The 16,376-nt window shown below is 65.7% G+C and carries 15 protein-coding genes and 1 riboswitch; of the genes, 4 read left to right on the top strand and 11 right to left on the bottom strand.

From position 1 onward, the window contains the following. Positions 1 to 16: 16 nt before the first annotated feature. The 8 genes from hslV to AC1DIX_RS03920 form a co-directional block, all read right to left on the bottom strand. Positions 17 to 553 (bottom strand): ATP-dependent protease subunit HslV, encoded by a 537-nt coding sequence (gene hslV / locus AC1DIX_RS03885; protein WP_442122996.1) that lies wholly within the window; start codon positions 551 to 553, stop codon positions 17 to 19. Positions 554 to 653: 100 nt separating this feature from the next. Continuing rightward, complete coding sequence (locus AC1DIX_RS03890; protein ID WP_477322136.1) at positions 654 to 2,027, bottom strand: STAS domain-containing protein; 1,374 nt, start codon at positions 2,025 to 2,027, stop codon at positions 654 to 656. A gap of 193 nt (positions 2,028 to 2,220) precedes the next feature. Then, a complete protein-coding gene (gene dksA, locus AC1DIX_RS03895; RefSeq protein ID WP_442122998.1) occupies positions 2,221 to 2,673 on the bottom strand; it encodes an RNA polymerase-binding protein DksA in 453 nt (150 codons plus the stop codon). Positions 2,674 to 2,878: 205 nt separating this feature from the next. Further along, a complete protein-coding gene (locus AC1DIX_RS03900) occupies positions 2,879 to 3,937 on the bottom strand; it encodes a CobW family GTP-binding protein (RefSeq protein ID WP_442122999.1) in 1,059 nt (352 codons plus the stop codon). A gap of 113 nt (positions 3,938 to 4,050) precedes the next feature. Beyond that, complete coding sequence (gene xerC, locus AC1DIX_RS03905; RefSeq protein ID WP_477322139.1) at positions 4,051 to 4,989, bottom strand: tyrosine recombinase XerC; 939 nt, start codon at positions 4,987 to 4,989, stop codon at positions 4,051 to 4,053. Between the two features lies 1 nt (position 4,990). After that, a complete protein-coding gene (locus AC1DIX_RS03910; protein ID WP_442123001.1) occupies positions 4,991 to 5,668 on the bottom strand; it encodes a DUF484 family protein in 678 nt (225 codons plus the stop codon). Between the two features lie 100 nt (positions 5,669 to 5,768). Continuing rightward, on the bottom strand, positions 5,769 to 7,040 hold the full coding sequence (locus tag AC1DIX_RS03915; protein ID WP_442123002.1) for a porin: 1,272 nt from the start codon (positions 7,038 to 7,040) through the stop codon (positions 5,769 to 5,771). 189 nt (positions 7,041 to 7,229) lie between these two features. Beyond that, positions 7,230 to 8,294: a porin gene (locus AC1DIX_RS03920; protein ID WP_477322141.1), complete on the bottom strand. Its 1,065-nt coding sequence runs from the start codon at positions 8,292 to 8,294 to the stop codon at positions 7,230 to 7,232. A 464-nt stretch (positions 8,295 to 8,758) separates the two neighbouring features. Between AC1DIX_RS03920 and AC1DIX_RS03925 the strand changes: the two genes are divergently transcribed. Continuing rightward, positions 8,759 to 10,378: a tetratricopeptide repeat protein gene (locus AC1DIX_RS03925; RefSeq protein WP_477322143.1), complete on the top strand. Its 1,620-nt coding sequence runs from the start codon at positions 8,759 to 8,761 to the stop codon at positions 10,376 to 10,378. A gap of 21 nt (positions 10,379 to 10,399) precedes the next feature. On the opposite strand, the gene dapF is transcribed toward AC1DIX_RS03925, so the two are convergent. Genes dapF through AC1DIX_RS03940 form a run of 3 tightly spaced genes read right to left on the bottom strand, consistent with a single transcriptional unit; the run spans position 10,400 to position 12,987 of the window. Further along, positions 10,400 to 11,263: a diaminopimelate epimerase gene (gene dapF / locus AC1DIX_RS03930; RefSeq protein ID WP_477322145.1), complete on the bottom strand. Its 864-nt coding sequence runs from the start codon at positions 11,261 to 11,263 to the stop codon at positions 10,400 to 10,402. Between the two features lie 12 nt (positions 11,264 to 11,275). Further along, a complete protein-coding gene (locus AC1DIX_RS03935) occupies positions 11,276 to 12,139 on the bottom strand; it encodes an LpxL/LpxP family acyltransferase (protein WP_442124470.1) in 864 nt (287 codons plus the stop codon). Next, complete coding sequence (locus tag AC1DIX_RS03940; RefSeq protein WP_442124471.1) at positions 12,136 to 12,987, bottom strand: lysophospholipid acyltransferase family protein; 852 nt, start codon at positions 12,985 to 12,987, stop codon at positions 12,136 to 12,138. Before AC1DIX_RS03940 ends, AC1DIX_RS03935 begins: the two co-directional genes overlap by 4 nt. 182 nt (positions 12,988 to 13,169) lie before the next feature. Between AC1DIX_RS03940 and metK the strand changes: the two genes are divergently transcribed. From metK to AC1DIX_RS03955, 3 genes are all read left to right on the top strand, one after another. Further along, positions 13,170 to 14,339, top strand: a complete 1,170-nt coding sequence (gene metK / locus AC1DIX_RS03945) for a methionine adenosyltransferase (protein ID WP_477322148.1) — start codon at positions 13,170 to 13,172, stop codon at positions 14,337 to 14,339. Between the two features lie 127 nt (positions 14,340 to 14,466). Beyond that, positions 14,467 to 14,538, top strand: a riboswitch (S-adenosyl-L-homocysteine riboswitch). Positions 14,539 to 14,566: 28 nt separating this feature from the next. Beyond that, a complete protein-coding gene (gene ahcY, locus AC1DIX_RS03950; RefSeq protein WP_477322150.1) occupies positions 14,567 to 15,994 on the top strand; it encodes an adenosylhomocysteinase in 1,428 nt (475 codons plus the stop codon). Positions 15,995 to 16,081: 87 nt separating this feature from the next. Next, positions 16,082 to 16,376 (top strand): phage holin family protein (locus AC1DIX_RS03955; protein ID WP_477322154.1); only part of this gene is annotated, 295 nt, incomplete at its 3' end.

Consider the following 16,376-nt stretch of genomic DNA (forward strand, 5'->3'; position numbering starts at 1 on the left):
TTGTTCATTGATCAGCTCAGTCCAGCGTCTCGACGATGTGGGACAGGTTCGTATAAATGCACAGCTCGCCGGCGATGGTGAGCGCCTTCTTGACGACGTCCGCCGGGGACAGGTCGGTGTTTTCCTGCAGGGCCTTGGCGGCCGACTGGGCGTACACGCCGCCCGAGCCGATCGCGCCGATGCCGTCCTCGGGCTCGAGCACGTCGCCGTTGCCGGTGATGATCAGGGTCTTCTCGCGGTCGGCGACCAGCAGCATCGCCTCCAGGCGGCGCAGGATGCGGTCGGTGCGCCAGTCCTTGGCCAGTTCGACCGAGGCGCGCAGCAGGTTGCCCTGGTGTTTTTCCAGTTTGGCCTCGAAGCGGTCGAGCAGGGTGAAAGCGTCCGCGGTACCGCCCGCGAAGCCGCACAATACCTTGCCCTGGTACAGCTTGCGCACCTTGCGCGCAGAGCCCTTCATGACGACATTGCCCAGGGTGACCTGGCCGTCGCCGCCGAGCGCGACTTGTTCGCCGCGCCGCACGCTCAGAATGGTCGTGCCGTGAAATTGTTCCATAATTGCCTCGTGGTTGATTGCCAACCGCAGGTGGGGCTACTCCATACAATTACAAGGTGAAACTGTCGGGTCCGGCAGCCGGCTTACGGTTCGATATTGTTCAGTATTTGTGTGCGTACAGGCGCGCGACTTCTCCCACGCCGAGCAGGCGCAGCAGGGCGGCCACGAGGTGGTTCAGGTCGCGCAGCTCGATGCTGCGCGGCGCATCGGCGTTGCCGCTGCCCTTGTCATGCGCGGCCAGCTGGCGCAGGCGGGCGCCGAACACGGTGGCCGCCACGTAGTCCATGCGCGCCAGGCGCGAGCAGTCCAGCACGAGGGAGGGATGCTGGGCGGCATAGGCATCGATCGCCGCCAGCAGCGCCGCGCTGTCGCCCTCGACCAGGCCCGGCAGCAGGAAGCGGTCGCCGGCGGCCGCGCTGCCGTCCGTGGTGGCGCCGACGCTGACGGCGGCCCGCGCCGGCGCCTCGAAGGAGGGCGGCGAGACCTCGAAGGTGACGCAGTAATCCATGGCCGTCTCTTCGAAATCCTTTTCGCGGTTCAGCAGCAGCAGCAGTTCGAGCAGCAGCAGCCAGGGCGCTTCGCCGGCGCCGCGCTCCCCGATCGCCAGCATCGGGCGCAGCACGGCGATCAGGTGGTCGGCGCCGGCCACGGCCAGTTCGCGGCCGCTGCGGCGCAGGGTCTGCAGGGCATCGAGCAGGACCGCGCAGCCCTCCGCGGTGGCGCTGGCGACGGCGCCGAATTCCAGGCGCACCAGCGGGCCGGCGGCGGGCGCCAGCACCCTTGCCAGCTGGACGCCGGCAGTGGCGTCGAGCCGGCCCGGCAGGGTGGCGGTCGGGGTCACGCCGGCGAAGGGCTGGCCGGCCGCCTGCGCCGCCGGCGGCGCGTTCGGCGGCAGCCAGGCCGGCGGCGAGGTCTCGAAATGGCTGGCGTAGTCGATCGCGATGCTCTCGAACGCGGCCTCGCGGCCGGTGGCCTGGTAGAGGTCGAACAGCATCCACCAGGGCTGGCGCTCATTGCGGCAGGGGTTGCCGAGGCAGGCGCGCAGGGCCGCTTCGGCAGCCTCGCCCTGGCCGTTGGCATACAGGATGGCCGCTTCCTCGACGGCCGGGGCGCTGGAGGGCATCGCGGCGGGGTCCGGCGTGCCTTCCTCGGCCAGCAGGCCTTCCGTGTTCAGTTCGAGCAGGGCGGCGCTCGGCAGGCCCGCGGCGACCGCCGGCGTGCGCCGGTTGCCGGCCCAGGCCTGGTCGTCGAAGATGTCGGAAGCCATCTCGAGTTCGATCTCGTCGATCTTGGCGGCGGTGGCGCGCGCGATCTCGCGCTGGCGCTCGCGCTCGGCTTCGGTGTCGAGCCGCATGCGGGTGGACGGCGCGAAGGCGCTGGCAGGACCGGTGCTGTCGATGGCGGCGCGCGGGCGTGCGCCGGCCTGCGCCTCGGGCGCATCGTCCTTTTTCTTGAGAAAGGAAAAGAATCCCACGTCGGTCCTTGTCTACCGTTTTTCACCGGTCGAGACAGTAGCACGACGGCCTGCGGCACGTGGCGCGCACGCCTGAGCTGCGTCAATCGACAGGCTAGCCGACGCTAGTGTATCCCATGGGAAATTTATCTGGCGTCCAAATAAAAAAAGCATGCGATGGGCGCATGCTTTTTTCAGGGCAGACCGTCACGGTTCAATCACCGTACAGTTTCTGCTTCAGTTCGCGGCGCTGCTGGGCTTCCAGCGACAGCGTGGCGGTCGGGCGGGCGATCAGGCGCGGAATGCCGATCGGCTCGCCGGTTTCCTCGCACCAGCCGTATTCGCCGGCTTCGATGGAAGCCAGCGACTGCTGCACTTTCTTGAGCAGCTTGCGCTCGCGGTCGCGGGTGCGCAGTTCGAGCGCGTGTTCTTCCTCGATCGTGGCGCGGTCGGCCGGATCCGGCACCAGCACCGTTTCACGCAGGTGCTCAGTCGTCTCGCCGGCGTTCTTCAGCAGTTCCTTCTCGAGTTCCTGCAGGCGGTTCTTGAAGAACGCCAGCTGGGCCGGATTCATGTAGTCGTCGTCGCTCATGGCCCGAATTTCCTCTTCCGTCAGGAGGCGGTCTTCGGGCTGCGCCACGGTATTCGGTTTCGTTGTTTTAGTCATGACTTCACTTACCTTTGATACGACAGAGTTTCCATTTTATCAGCTTACTCAGCGGTACTATTATGACAGTGTGCGCGCTGATTCGCTGCCGTGACGGCAGGGCTTGCTGCCCCGCCTGTCCCGCTGCCTGGCGGGACTGTTCAGTCGTTTGACTACCGGCCTGCACAGTCAGCTTGGCTGACCCGCAATACAGAACCGGAGTAGTTTATACCAAACATTGTTCTAATCCGCGGATAAAGACGTCTTTTGGTAAATTTTTACCAATAAAGACCATTTTGCTCCCGCGCGGCTCCTGATCGCCCCACTTTGCACCCAGGTCGCTGCCCATGATTTGATGCACGCCCTGGAATACGACCTTGCGATCCGCGCCGGCCATCGACAGCACACCTTTATAGCGCAGCATATTCGGGCCGAACACCTGCACCATGCTGCCGAGGAACTGGTCGAGGCGTTCCGGATCGAAGGCGCGCTCGCTCTTGAACACGAAGGCGGCGATGTCGTCGCTGTGGTGGCTGTGGTGATGGTCGTGGTGATCGTGGCTGTGGTCGCAGGCCTCGGTGTGGACGTGATCGTGGTCGTGCTCATGTCCGTGATCGTGGGCTTCGTCGGCGGTCAGGAAGGCCGGGTCGAGTTCCAGCTTGTCGTTCAGGTTGAAGCCGCGCAGGTCGAGCACTTCCTGGATCGGCGCGCGGCCGAAGTCGGAGGTGGAGATCGGCGCACGCGGATTGATGCGGCGGATGCGCGCCTTGAGTTCCTCGACGGCGGCGGCGTCGACCAGGTCGGTTTTCGACAGCAGGATCTTGTCCGCGAAGCCGACCTGGCGCTGGGCCTCCTCGTGGCGGTCCAGCTGGTCCATGCCGTGGCGGGCGTCGACCACGGTCACCACGGCGTCGAGCAGATAGTGAGCGCCAACTTCCTCGTCGACGAAGAAGGTCTGGGCCACCGGACCGGGATTGGCCAGGCCGGTGGTCTCGATCACCACGCGGTCGAACTGCAGCTCGCCGGCATCGCGCTTGCGCGCCAGGTTGCCGAGGGCGACGATCAGGTCCCCGCGCACCGTGCAGCAGATGCAGCCGTTGTTCATCTCGACGATCTGCTCGCCCGAATCCTGCACCAGGATTTCGTTGTCGATGTTTTCCTGGCCGAATTCGTTTTCGATCACGGCGATCCGCAGGCCGTGGTTTTCCTGCAGGATGCGGTTGAGCAGCGTGGTTTTGCCGGCGCCGAGGAAGCCGGTCAGGATGGTACTGGGGATCAATTCCATATTTCGCTATCCGATCAAAGTGGGGCCGGACGGCCGCCGAGAATCGGGGGATTATGCCGGAATTTATCGAATGTCACCACCGAGCACGGCCGTGCGTGCGCCCGCTTCGGTCCTTACTTGGCTTTGGCGCGCGGATGCGCCTTGTCGTAGACCGCCGCCAGGTGCTGGAAATCGAGCGAGGTATAGATCTGGGTCGAGGTGATGCTGGCGTGGCCCAGCAGTTCCTGGACCGCGCGCAGGTCGCCCGAGGATTGCAGCAGGTGCGAGGCAAAAGAGTGGCGCAGCACGTGGGGATGGACGTGGACCGGCAGGCCGGCCTTCAGCGCATGGGCTTTCAGGCGGTGCTGGACCACGCGCGGCGTGACGCGGGCGCCGCGCGCCGACAGGAACAGGGCCTGGCTGCCGTCGCTGCTGGGCGGACGCACCGCCAGCCAGGCCGCGATCGCTTCCAGCGCCGGGCCGCCGACCGGCACCCGCCGCATCTTGCTGCCCTTGCCGGTGACCACGACTTCTCGCGCCTCCAGCTCCAGCCAGCCGAGCGAGGCCGGCGCGCCATCCCTGGCGGCGACGAAGCCGAGGTCCAGTCCCACCAGTTCCGAGACCCGCAGGCCGCTCGAGTACAGCAGCTCGAACATCGCGCGGTCGCACAGTTCGGCCGGTTCGGGGTGGCCGCGGCGGTTCGCTTCCATCAGGCGCACGGCGTCGTCGACCGGCAGGGCTTTCGGCAGGCGCCTGGCGCGGCGCGGCGCACGCACGCCCTCGACGGGATTGGCGGCCAAGGCCGTGTGGCGGGCCAGCCAGTTGAAGAAGCCGCGCCAGCCGGACAGCTTGCGCGCGATCGAGGTCGGGCTCTGGCCCTCGGCATGCAGTCTGGCGGCGAAGCGGCGGATCTCGAAATGGCTCAGCCTGGTCCAGTCGCTGTGGCCGGCCAATGCGGACAGTTCGGCCAGGTCGCGCGCATAGGCGGCGATGGTATGGCTGGAGAGCTTGCGCTGGGTGCGCAGCTCGTCCAGGTAGCGGCCGGTCCAGTCGTCGGCGGCCGGGCTGTCCATCTCAGGCAGCGCGCAGGGGGCAGAGGGCAGCGCTGGCCGTCTCGCCGATGTGGACCAGAAAGTCGGTCGCCATGCTGGCGCCGAAGCGTTCGGCATCCGGCGAACCGAGCACCAGCAGGCCGAAGGCCGAGCCGCCGGCGCGCAGCGGCACCAGCACGGTCGAGCGTACGGAGGCGCTGTCCTCGAGCCAGCGCACGGCGTCGAAATCGCGGTTCGGGCCGCAATACGGCGCACGCAGGCCGTTGGCGAACAGGCGGACGTCGTCGGACACGTCGCTCGCATACCACTCGTCGGCATGGCCCGGACCCAGGTTCCACAGGCGCAGGGTCGCCTGCGGCACCACGAAATGCTTGATCAGGCCGTCGACCACGGCGCGCGGCATCGCGGCCGGCGCTTCGTCGGGAGCGCCGGCTTCCAGCAGCTGGCGGGTCCAGCCGTGGAAACGGTTGGCGATCGCCGCGTTTTCCTCGGCATGGCGCACCAGTTGCGACATGCGCAGTTCGAGCGCCTTGTACTTGTCGCGCATCACTTCCATCTGGCGTTCCTGCAGCGAGACGGCGCGGCCGGTCAGTGGGCTCGACAGTTTTACCTCGCCCAGCAGGCCGGCGTATTCTTCAAAAAACTGCGGGTGGTCGACCAGGTATTGGGCGATGGCAGCGGGATCCAGCGTTACGGTCATTGCACGGTCTTGCGAAAAAGGTGGACCGCTCATTTTACCTGACTGCAAACGCCGTAAGCAGATAAACATCGCCGTTCCGCCCGCCGCCGTGGTGCCGGCGTCAGAAGCGGTAGCGCATCCCCAGCTGGAAGGCGCGCCCGTCCTCGCCCGGCTTGGGCGTGAAGCCGCCCGGCGCCCCCGCCGTGGCCGGACTGTACTGGGCCTCGTTCCGGTTGCGGATGAAGGAGGCCACCGCGTAGATGTCGGTGCGCTTCGACAGGAAGTAGTTGTAGCCGAGAGCGAACAGGGTGGCATCGCTGTCGGACACCGTGCGGTCGTTCTGGTGCGCGACCGAGGCCAGGATGCGGCCCGGCCCGATGCGGTAGTGCAGCCCGACCTGGTAGCCCACCGCATCGATCTGGCTGTTGAAGCTGATGTTGTCGATGAACACGGTGCGCAGGGCGGCGGCGGTGGCCGGGCCGAGCGGCGCGAGCTGGGGCGCGATCTGGGCATCCCAGCCGGCGATATAGGTGGGCAGCAGGGTCGAATGACGGTTGCGCTGGTCGTGCCAGCCGGCGAAGAATTTCCAGTCGTTCCAGGCATACGAGCCGCCGATCGTCGAACTGCGCAGGCTGGGCGCGCCGTTCGGGTCGTAGCCGTGGTTGTGGCCGATGCCGACATCCCAGCCGTTCGCCTTGTAGGTGATGGCCGCGCCCCAGAACTTGTTGTACAGGCCGTAGTAGCCGGAACCCCGGCCCGCGATCATGACCGAGGCGCCGATGCCGGAGGGCAGGGCGATCCGGTACTGCAGGGAACGCTGGGAGCGGATGTCGGCGCCCAGCGCCTGGAAGCCGGCGGTGCCGCCGGTGATGCTGCCCCAGGTGCCGCCGGTGCCGACCTCGAAGGTGTCGGCGGCGGCGAAGACTTCGTAGCCCGGCGTGTACATGCGCCCGACCAGGACCGCGCCCAGCGGCGTGATCATGCCGACCATGGCGGTGCGGTCGAACAGGGCGTTTTCCGGATTGACAGCCGGGCCGCCGGGCGGCTGCAGCGCGCGGCGCACGGCGCTCAGGAGGTTGGGCGGCAGGGCGCCCATGCCGCGCGTCAGGTAATAGCCCTGGTTCTCGTTGATCAGGACCGGCTGCTGCTTGCCGGTGTCGAGTTCGACGCGCGCCTCCAGGTTGAACACGGCTTTCATGCCGCGGCCGAGGTCTTCGCTGCCCTTGAAGCCGAGCCGCGAGCCGTCTTCGCCACCACTGATGATCTTGGGGTGGGAGCCGCGCTGCCACATCAGGCCCGCATCGGCGATACCGTAGAACTGAACGCTGGTCTGGGCCAGCACGAGGGTCGGAACACAGGCGCCGGCGAGCGCGCCCAGCAGGATCTTCTTCATCGCATCTTCCATGGCAAATCGGACCGCATCGACATCATCGGATGCCCATCAATTCGCGCCGGCCAATACTGCTCAGCCGCGTAAGCGTTGCGCGAATCGCACAAGGCCTGGATGCAACAAGGGCGGACCTGGTTGCCCAGGCCCGCCCTTGCGGACTTCAGCTAAACGGGAGCAAGCTCCCGGTTTGGCTTAGAACGAGTGGTTCACGCCCACGTCGTAGTGGTTGACAGTCGGGGTGCCAGCCAGGTTGCCGGTGGCGGCGTTGACGATGTCTTTCTTACGCGATGCGTCCACGTACAGGTAGGTACGCTTCGACAGGTTGTATTCGTAGCCCAGCGAGTACTGCTTGGTCGAAGCAGTGTTGTCGATGTGCTTGCGGCCGTAACCAGCCAGCACCTTGCCCGGACCGACGGCGTAGGTCGCACCGACCAGCCATGCCTTGGTCGTCGGACGCAGGGTGTTGGTGTGCTCCTGGTCCTGGTGGGTGTAGGTAGCCATCAGCTTCAGTTCCGGGGTAGCGGCGACCGAACCGGCGACCGACCACACCTTGCTTTCGACGGCGTTACGCTCGTAAGCCACCATCGCGGCTGCCGGACCGTTGTTGTAGGTCGCAGCGACCGAGAACGGGTTCACGGTGCCTTCGGCATTGACGCCGTACGAAGCAGCGCCGGCGCCGATACCGGTCAGCGAGCCGCCGGTCGATTCCTTGGTTGCCCACGAAGCGTTCACCTGGAAGCCATTGGCGACCGGCGAGTTATAGAAGATCGCGTTCGAGATGCGGTTGTTGTTCGGCGAACCGCCGCTGGTGTTGGTGTCCAGCGGAGCCGAGTTGAAGCCGGCGACCGAGATGTCGGTGTAGAAACCGGCCGGCGACGGCAGGCCGTGCCACGGTTCGAACGAACCGACGACTTCCTGGAACGGGGTCAGGCCACGGCCCAGGCGGACCATACCGAAATCACCTTGCAGACCGACGCGGGTCTGGCCCTGGAACAGCGGACGGCCGTTGTTCTCGGTGGTGCCGGTGTCCGGCTCGTAACGCATTTCGATCTGGAACAGCGCCTTCAGGCCGTTGCCCAGGTCTTCGGTACCTTTGAAGCCCAGGGTGTTCGAGGCACGCTTGCCGATGGCCAGGGTCTGGTCGGTACGCTTGACCAGGCCGGCGTCGATGTTACCGTAGATCTGAACAGCGGTTTGAGCTTGCGCCACACCGGCGAATGCGCCCAGCAGAGCGACTGCCAAGAGTGATTTTTTCATCTATTTGTTTCCTTATAAAGTGAATCGCAGGAATCCAGAGAGCATTGAGACTTATTCTTGTTGCTGAACACTCGGATGTGTGAACTTTAATTTCTCAATGCGTCAAGATTGTCGGATTGGTCAATTATGACGGCTCCACTTGGTCGAAAGCCAATAAATCCAATCGTGCTGTTGTATTTTCGAAACGCCTGGGTTCGTGCAGCGGGGAAATCTTAAGCCTTTTTTAAGTTTCCGGACGTCATCATGCCGGCCAGGCACAAGCAGTGATATTTGTGCAGCCTCAAATGCACATGGAATCGCAAACGAATCGCCCCTGAGCCGGCTATAGACTCTGGCCCATCCGTCAACCGCACACCGGATCACACAGCGTGGCGAACTGATCCGTCACGTATTCACCGTGATTTGCATGCTTCTGTACGCATCTGCGGCGGCGTTTCCATTACCGATACGTAGTAAGACAAGCGATGGCAAACCGTGAAGAGCTAGCAATCATCCGTGGCGCGCGCGCCGGCCGGGCCGAAGCCCAGCTGTCGCTCGGCCGGCTCTACCTGTTCGGCAGCACCGGTCTGCCGAAGAGTCTGCCCACCGCCCTGCACTGGTTGGATCGTGCTGCAAGGCAAGGTTGCGCCGAGGCATGGCAGCTGATCGGCAACCATATACCCCTCGACCTTGCCCGGCAGAGTTCCGAGTCCGTCACCGCCTGGTACGAGCGCGCCTACGACGGCGGCCTGGCGCGAGCCGGGCTCGTCTATGCACAGCTGGTGCTGGGCGGCGAGCGGGTGGCGCCGGGGCAGCGCGCCAAGGCCCTGCGTGCGCTCGAGGACGCCGGCCGCGGCGGCTTCCCCGAGGCGCAGTGGCTGCTGGCGCGCGAACATGGGGCCGCGCCGCGCGCGGGCGGGCTGGAGCGCGGCATCCCGGCCGGCGGCTTGCCGGCAGCCGGACCCGCCGCCGGTGCCACGGAGCGCAGCCCTGCCACGATGCCGCGCACCGCGGCGCCGGACCGCAACGGGCAGCGCTGGCTGCGGCGCGCCGCCGACAATGGCGTCACCGAGGCCCAGTTCGCCTTGCTGGAACAGGAATGGGAGGCCGGCAGGCACCAGGCCTATCTCGAGCGTGCGCTGCCGCTTGCGCGGTCTCTGGCCCATTCCGAGGTGGCGCAGGACCGGGCCTGCGCGCGCCTGGCACCGGACGAGGTCACCCTGCTGTCGCGCTGCGCCCGCCTGGTCGACGAGGGCGCCGCGGTCCACGACGTCGAGCCCGACGAACTGCATGCCTTCTGGGAACTGGCCGCCGCCGAGCAGGACCGCTACGCCCAGTTCGCGCTGGGCCTGTGGTCCGCGCGCATGCGCATCGACGGCCGCCGCGTTGCGGGAAGCGGCGCGGGCAGCAGCGGCGCGGCCAACTTCAAGAAGGCGGTGCGCTGGCTGCTGCAGGCCGGCGAGCAGGGCCTGGCCGAAGCCTGGTATGCGCTGTCGCGCATCTATGTGAAGCCGGAGTTTTCCCAGCGGAATGTAGTCGAGGCCCAGAAATACCTCGAGCGGGCCGCCGAGATGGGTTACCGCGACGCCCAGCTGGAATGCGGCAACGCCGCCTGGCGCGCGCGCCGCGAGAACGAGGGTAACGATGTGCGCGCCGTGTTCTGGCTGCAGAAGGCGGCCGTGCAGGGCTGCGCCAGGGCGGCCGCCATGCTGCACAAGATCGCGCCGCGCGGCCCGGGCGCCTGGCAGGACCTCGATGCGATGCTGGCGGGACGCGACCTGTCGGACTTTCCGCTGCTGGCGGCGCGCCTCGAACTGGCGCTGGCCTTCGGCCTGAGCCGCGCCGAGGCGCTGCTGCTCGAGGTCCGGAATGCGGATCGCGGCCATTGCCTGGTGATCGACATCCGCGCCAGCTACGGCCGCAGCCGGCGCCGTCTGGTGACGGTGGAAAGCGCCCAGGAGCGCCAGTTGCTCGACCGCATCGGGCGCCTGTTCGAGAATGTCGACTGCGGCCCGGGCGGGCCGGAAGGGAATTATCGCCAGCGTCTTTACCGTCTGCGGACCCTGCTGCCAGAGAGCTCTTTGGACCTCGACCTGGCAGCTTGACGACGCGTCAGACGCCGGTGATCAAAGCGTGATCTCGCCCTCGAACACGGTCTCGGCGGGGCCGCTCAGGTAGACCGGCTGGCCTTCGCCGGCCCAGGCGATGCTCAGGCGGCCGCCGCGCGCCTCGACCTGGACTGGCGAGTCCAGCAGGCCGCGCCGGATGCCGGCCACGACCGCCGCGCAGGCGCCGGTGCCGCAGGCCAGGGTTTCGCCGGCGCCGCGCTCGAACACGCGCAGCTTCACGTGGCCGCGGTCCAGCACCTGCAGGTAGCCGGCGTTGACCCGCTTCGGGAAGCGCGGGTGGTGTTCGATCTGCGGACCGGTCTCCGCGACCGGCGCATTGTCGACGTCGTCGACCACCTGCACCGCGTGCGGATTGCCCATCGAGACGACCGATACCAGCACGGTCTGCTCGGCACCGCGCGCGCGGACCGTCAGCGGCCACAGGGTGTCGCGGCCCTGGGCCACGCCGTCCAGGCCGCTGGCGTCGAAGGGCACCTGCGCCGGCTCCAGCACGGGCGCGCCCATGTCGACCGTCACGCTGCCGTCTTCTTCCAGGCGCGGCGTGATGATGCCGGCCATGGTCTGCACACGGATGCTGCGCTTGTCGGTCAGGCCCTTGTCGCTGACGAAGCGCACGAAGGCGCGCGAGCCGTTGCCGCACTGTTCGACCTCGCCGCCGTCGTTGTTGAAGATGCGGTAGCGGAAATCGCAGCCTGGATCGAGCGGACGTTCGACGATCAGGATCTGGTCGGCGCCGATGCCGAAGCGGCGGTCGGCCAGGCGGGCCCACTGCGCGGGGCTCAGATCGACCTGCTGGTTGACGGCGTCGATGACGATGAAATCGTTGCCGGCGCCGTGCATCTTGGTGAATTTCAGTTTCATGATGGTTCCTGTTTATTCGTAGAGCGACGGCTCGCCGTTCGGCCGGGTCTTGAAGCGTTTATGGGTCCAGAAATACTCGGCCGGGCTTTCGCGCACCCGTTCCTCGATGAATTCGTTCATGCGGCGGGTGGCGTCGATCATGTCCTCGCCCGGGTAGTTTTCCCAGGACGGATAGAAGACGACACGATAGCCCTTGTAGTCGGGCAGGAAGGTGGCGATCACCGGGATCACTTTCGCTTTGGTGGCCGCCGCCAGCCGCGGCAGGGCGGTGAGCGTTGCCGCCGGGATGCCGAAGAAGGGCACGAAGGTGGCATCCTTTTCGCCGAAATCCATGTCCGGCAGCATGAAATAGGGCAGGCCGTCGCGCAGCGCGCGCAGGATCGGTTTGATGCCCTCCTCGCGGGTGAACAGGCGCACCGGGCCGAAGCGCTCGCGGCCGTAGCGCAGCAGGCGGTCGAAGGCCTCGTTCTTCTGCGGCGAATAGATCGTCGACACCGGGATCACGCGCGCCGCGACGCCGGCCACGTCGAGGCAGACGAAGTGCGGGCACAGCAGGATGGTCGGACCGCTTTCCATTTCGGCCTGGGGCACCGACGGCTCGATGTGGATCAGGCGGCGCAGGCGCGGGATCGGCGCCCACCAGAGCAGCGAGCGCTCCAGGATGCTGCGCGAATAGCCCTGGAAGTGGCGCCTGGCGATGGCGATCCGTTCCGCTTCGCTCAGTTCGGGCATGCACAGGCGCAGATTGGTCAGGGCGATCTTGCGGCGTTTCGGGATCGCGTAGTACATCAGCCAGCCGACGGCGTTGCCGATGCGGCCCAGGATCGGCAGCGGCAGGAAATGCAGCAGCCACAGAAAAGCAATCAGGACCCTCATGCGACCGCCTCGGCTTCCGGGGCCGCCACGCCCTGGGGACGCTTGTAGCGGTTATAACTCCAGAAATACTGGGACGGGCAACGCGCGATCAGCGCTTCCATCGCGCGGTTGATGCTGGCGGCCTGCTCGGTCGCGGTGCCGGACAGCTCGCCCTCGAAGGGCACGAAGCGGATCACGTAGCCGCGTCCGCCCGGCAGGCGCTCGGCATAGGTCAGCAGGATGTCGGCCTTGCCCAACTGGGCCAGCTTGGCCGGCAGCGTCATGGTGTAGGCCGGACGGCCAAAGAAGGGTGCCCACACGCCTTCGCCTTCCTGCGGCACCTGGTCCGGCAGCACGCCGACCGGCTGGCCGCCGCGCAGCGCCTTGACCAGCATGCGCACGCCCGACAGGTTGGCCGGGGCCAGGTGCATGTTCTGGCGCGCGCGCGCGCCTTCGACCAGGGGTTTCAGCGCGCTCTTGCGCGGCGGGCGATACATGACCGTCAACTCCTGGCGCAGCGACACTTGCTGGGCGGTCAGCTCGAAACAGCCGAGGTGTGGCGTCAGGAACACAATCCCGCGCCCGGAGTCGAGCTGGCGCTGGACCAGTTCCCAGTTCTCCATCGTGACGTGGCGGGTGACGCGCTCCTGTTGCGCGCACCACACAAACGGCAGTTCGACGATGGCTTTACCGGACTCGGCGATGGCGCTGCGCAGATGGGCGCCATAGCCGGCCAGCTCGAGATTGCTGCGCAAACGCCGCCGGTAAGAGGGAGAAATGAGGTAAACGAGCCAGCCGAGCGCCGCGCCCAGCGCGTGCAGCACGGGGAGGGGAAACACCGACAGGAAGCGGAACAGGAAAACGAGCATTTATTGATTCAGGGTAGAGGTGATGCGGCTTGATTCACCAAAATTTTTTAAGGAGCGTAAAATACCACTTTGAGCAGGATCCGCGGAGTTAATGACAACTTGCGAAGCGGAATATAAATATCGCTAAAGCGTCGCAGGGCCTTGATACTGCGGCATTTATCTCAACAGTATCAGGAGCCTCAATGTCTTCCAACGACTACCTCTTCACTTCCGAGTCCGTCTCGGAAGGCCATCCGGACAAAGTTGCCGACCAGATTTCCGACGCCATCCTCGACGCCATCCTCGAGCAGGATCCGCGCGCACGCGTGGCCGCCGAAACCCTGTGCAACACGGGCCTGGTGGTGCTGGCAGGAGAGATCACGACGCACGCAAACGTCGATTATATTCAAGTTGCGCGCAACACCATCAAGCGCATCGGTTACGACAACACCGATTTCGGCATCGACTACAAGGGCTGCGCCGTGCTGGTCGCCTATGACAAGCAGTCGCCGGACATCGCCCAGGGCGTCGACGAAGGCGCCGGTATCGACCTCGACCAGGGCGCCGGCGACCAGGGCCTGATGTTCGGCTACGCCTGCGACGAAACCCCGGAACTGATGCCGGCCGCGATCTATTACGCACACCGCCTGGTCGAGCGCCAGTCGCAGCTGCGCAAGGACGGCCGCCTGCCGTGGCTGCGTCCGGACGCCAAGTCCCAGGTCACGCTGCGCTACGTGAACGGCCGTCCGGTCGCGGTCAACACCGTGGTGCTGTCGACCCAGCACGCGCCGGAAATCAGCCACAGCCAGATCGAAGAAGCCGTGATCGAAGAGATCATCAAGCCGGTGCTGCCGAAAGAATGGCTGCAGGACACCCGCTACCTGGTCAACCCGACCGGCCGCTTCGTCATCGGCGGCCCGCAGGGCGACTGCGGCCTGACCGGCCGCAAGATCATCGTCGACACCTACGGCGGCGCAGCCCCGCACGGCGGCGGCGCCTTCTCCGGCAAGGACCCGTCCAAGGTCGACCGCTCGGCCGCCTACGCCGCCCGCTACGTGGCCAAGAACGTGGTCGCCGCCGGCCTGGCGCGCCAGTGCCAGGTGCAGGTCAGCTACGCGATCGGCGTGGCCAAGCCGATCAACATCACCGTCTACACCGAAGGCACCGGCGTGATCGCCGACGAGAAGATCGCCGAACTGGTGATGGAACACTTCGACCTGCGCCCAAAAGGCATCGTACAGATGCTGGACCTGCTGCGCCCGATCTACCAGAAATCGGCCGCCTACGGCCACTTCGGCCGCGAAGAGCCGGAGTTCACCTGGGAGCGCACCGACAAGGCGGCGGCACTGCGTGCTGCGGCTGGTTTGGCCTGACAGCGTAGCAAAAACAGCTTGGCGGGAATGACGGCTCAGCCAACGTCATTCCCGACCTGGCCGGCCGCCATGGCGGGAATCCAGGTTCTTCAGCACACCAGCGACATCCGCCCGTGCTAAACTAAGCAATTCCGAGGAGCGTTGCGACGAAAGTTTCGACTTTCGCCAGGCTCGGATATCAACACCGCGCTCACGTTACTTTTTTCTTAACTTGAAAGGAGGGCGTGATGAGCGCCGTACTCAAAGACACTTCCCAGGATTACCTCGTTGCCGACATCGGTCTTGCCTCGTGGGGCGAGAAGGAAATCCGCATTGCCGAAACCGAAATGCCGGGCCTGATGGCCATTCGCGAGGAATACGCCGCCAGCCAGCCGCTGAAGGGCGCGCGCATCGCCGGTTCGCTGCACATGACCATCCAGACCGCCGTGCTGATCCGCACGCTGGAAGCCCTCGGCGCGCAAGTGCGCTGGGCCTCGTGCAATATCTACTCGACCCAGGACCACGCCGCCGCCGCCATCGCTTCGGTCGGCACCCCGGTGTTCGCGATCAAGGGCGAAACCCTGGACGAGTACTGGGAATATACCCACCGGATCTTCGAGTGGCCGGGCGAAGGATCGGCTGCAACCCACGCCAACATGATCCTGGACGACGGCGGCGACGCCACCCTGCTGCTGCATCTGGGCGTGCGCGCGGAGAAGGACATCTCGGTGCTGGACAAGCCGGGTTCGGAAGAAGAGATCTGCCTGTTCAACGCGATCAAGGGCCGTCTGGCCGTCGATCCGCAGTGGTACTCGAAGCGCCTGCCGGAAATCAAGGGCGTGACCGAAGAGACCACCACCGGCGTGCACCGCCTGTACCAGATGCACCAGGAAGGCAAGCTGGCCTTCCCGGCAATCAACGTTAACGACTCCGTCACCAAGTCGAAGTTCGACAACCTGTACGGCTGCCGCGAATCGCTGGTGGACGGCATCAAGCGCGCGACCGACGTCATGATCGCCGGCAAGATCGCCGTGATCGCCGGCTACGGCGACGTGGGTAAAGGTTCGGCCCAGGCCATGCGCGCGCTGTCGGCCCAGGTCTGGGTCACCGAGATCGACCCGATCTGCGCCCTGCAGGCCGCGATGGAAGGCTACCGCGTCGTGACCATGGACTACGCCGCCGAACACGGCGACATCTTCGTCACCTGCACCGGCAACTACCATGTCATCACCGAGCAGCACATGCTCAAGATGAAGGATCAGGCGATCGTCTGCAACATCGGCCACTTCGACAACGAAATCGAAGTCGCCGCACTGAAGAAATATCAGTGGGAGAACATCAAACCGCAGGTCGATCATATTATTTTCCCGGACGGCAAGCGTATCATCCTGCTGGCCGAAGGCCGCCTGGTGAATCTGGGCTGCGGCACCGGTCACCCGTCCTATGTGATGAGCTCGTCGTTCGCGAACCAGACCATCGCCCAGATCGAGCTGTTCGCCAACACCGACAAGTACCCGGTCGGCGTGTACACGCTGCCGAAGCACCTGGACGAGAAGGTCGCGCGCCTGCAGCTCAAGAAGCTGAACGCCCAGCTGACCACGCTGACCGAGGAGCAGGCTGCGTACATTTCAGTGTCCAAGGAAGGTCCGTACAAGCCCGACCATTACCGTTATTAATTAATAACTGGTAATCTCTTCGGTGACATGGCGCCGCCCAAAGCGGGTGGCGCCCCGGATTCCTACGCCTTCACGAAAGACACCGACATGCGCCTGCTCCTGACCTGGTTGATCAACGCCGCAGCCCTGATGGCGCTGCCTTACCTGATGCATTCCGTGACCGTCACCAACATCGGCACCGCCCTCGTGGCCGCGCTGATCCTCGGCCTGGTCAACACCATCATCCGTCCCGTGCTGGTCGTCCTGACCCTGCCGGTGACCCTGGTGTCGCTCGGACTGTTCATCCTGGTGATCAACGCGCTGCTGTTCTGGCTGGTGGCGCATCTGGTCGACGGCTTCCATGTCGCCGGATTCTGGTCGGCCTTCCTGGCGGCCATCCTGT

The sequence above is a fragment of the Massilia sp. 05N420 genome (genome assembly GCF_056397205.1).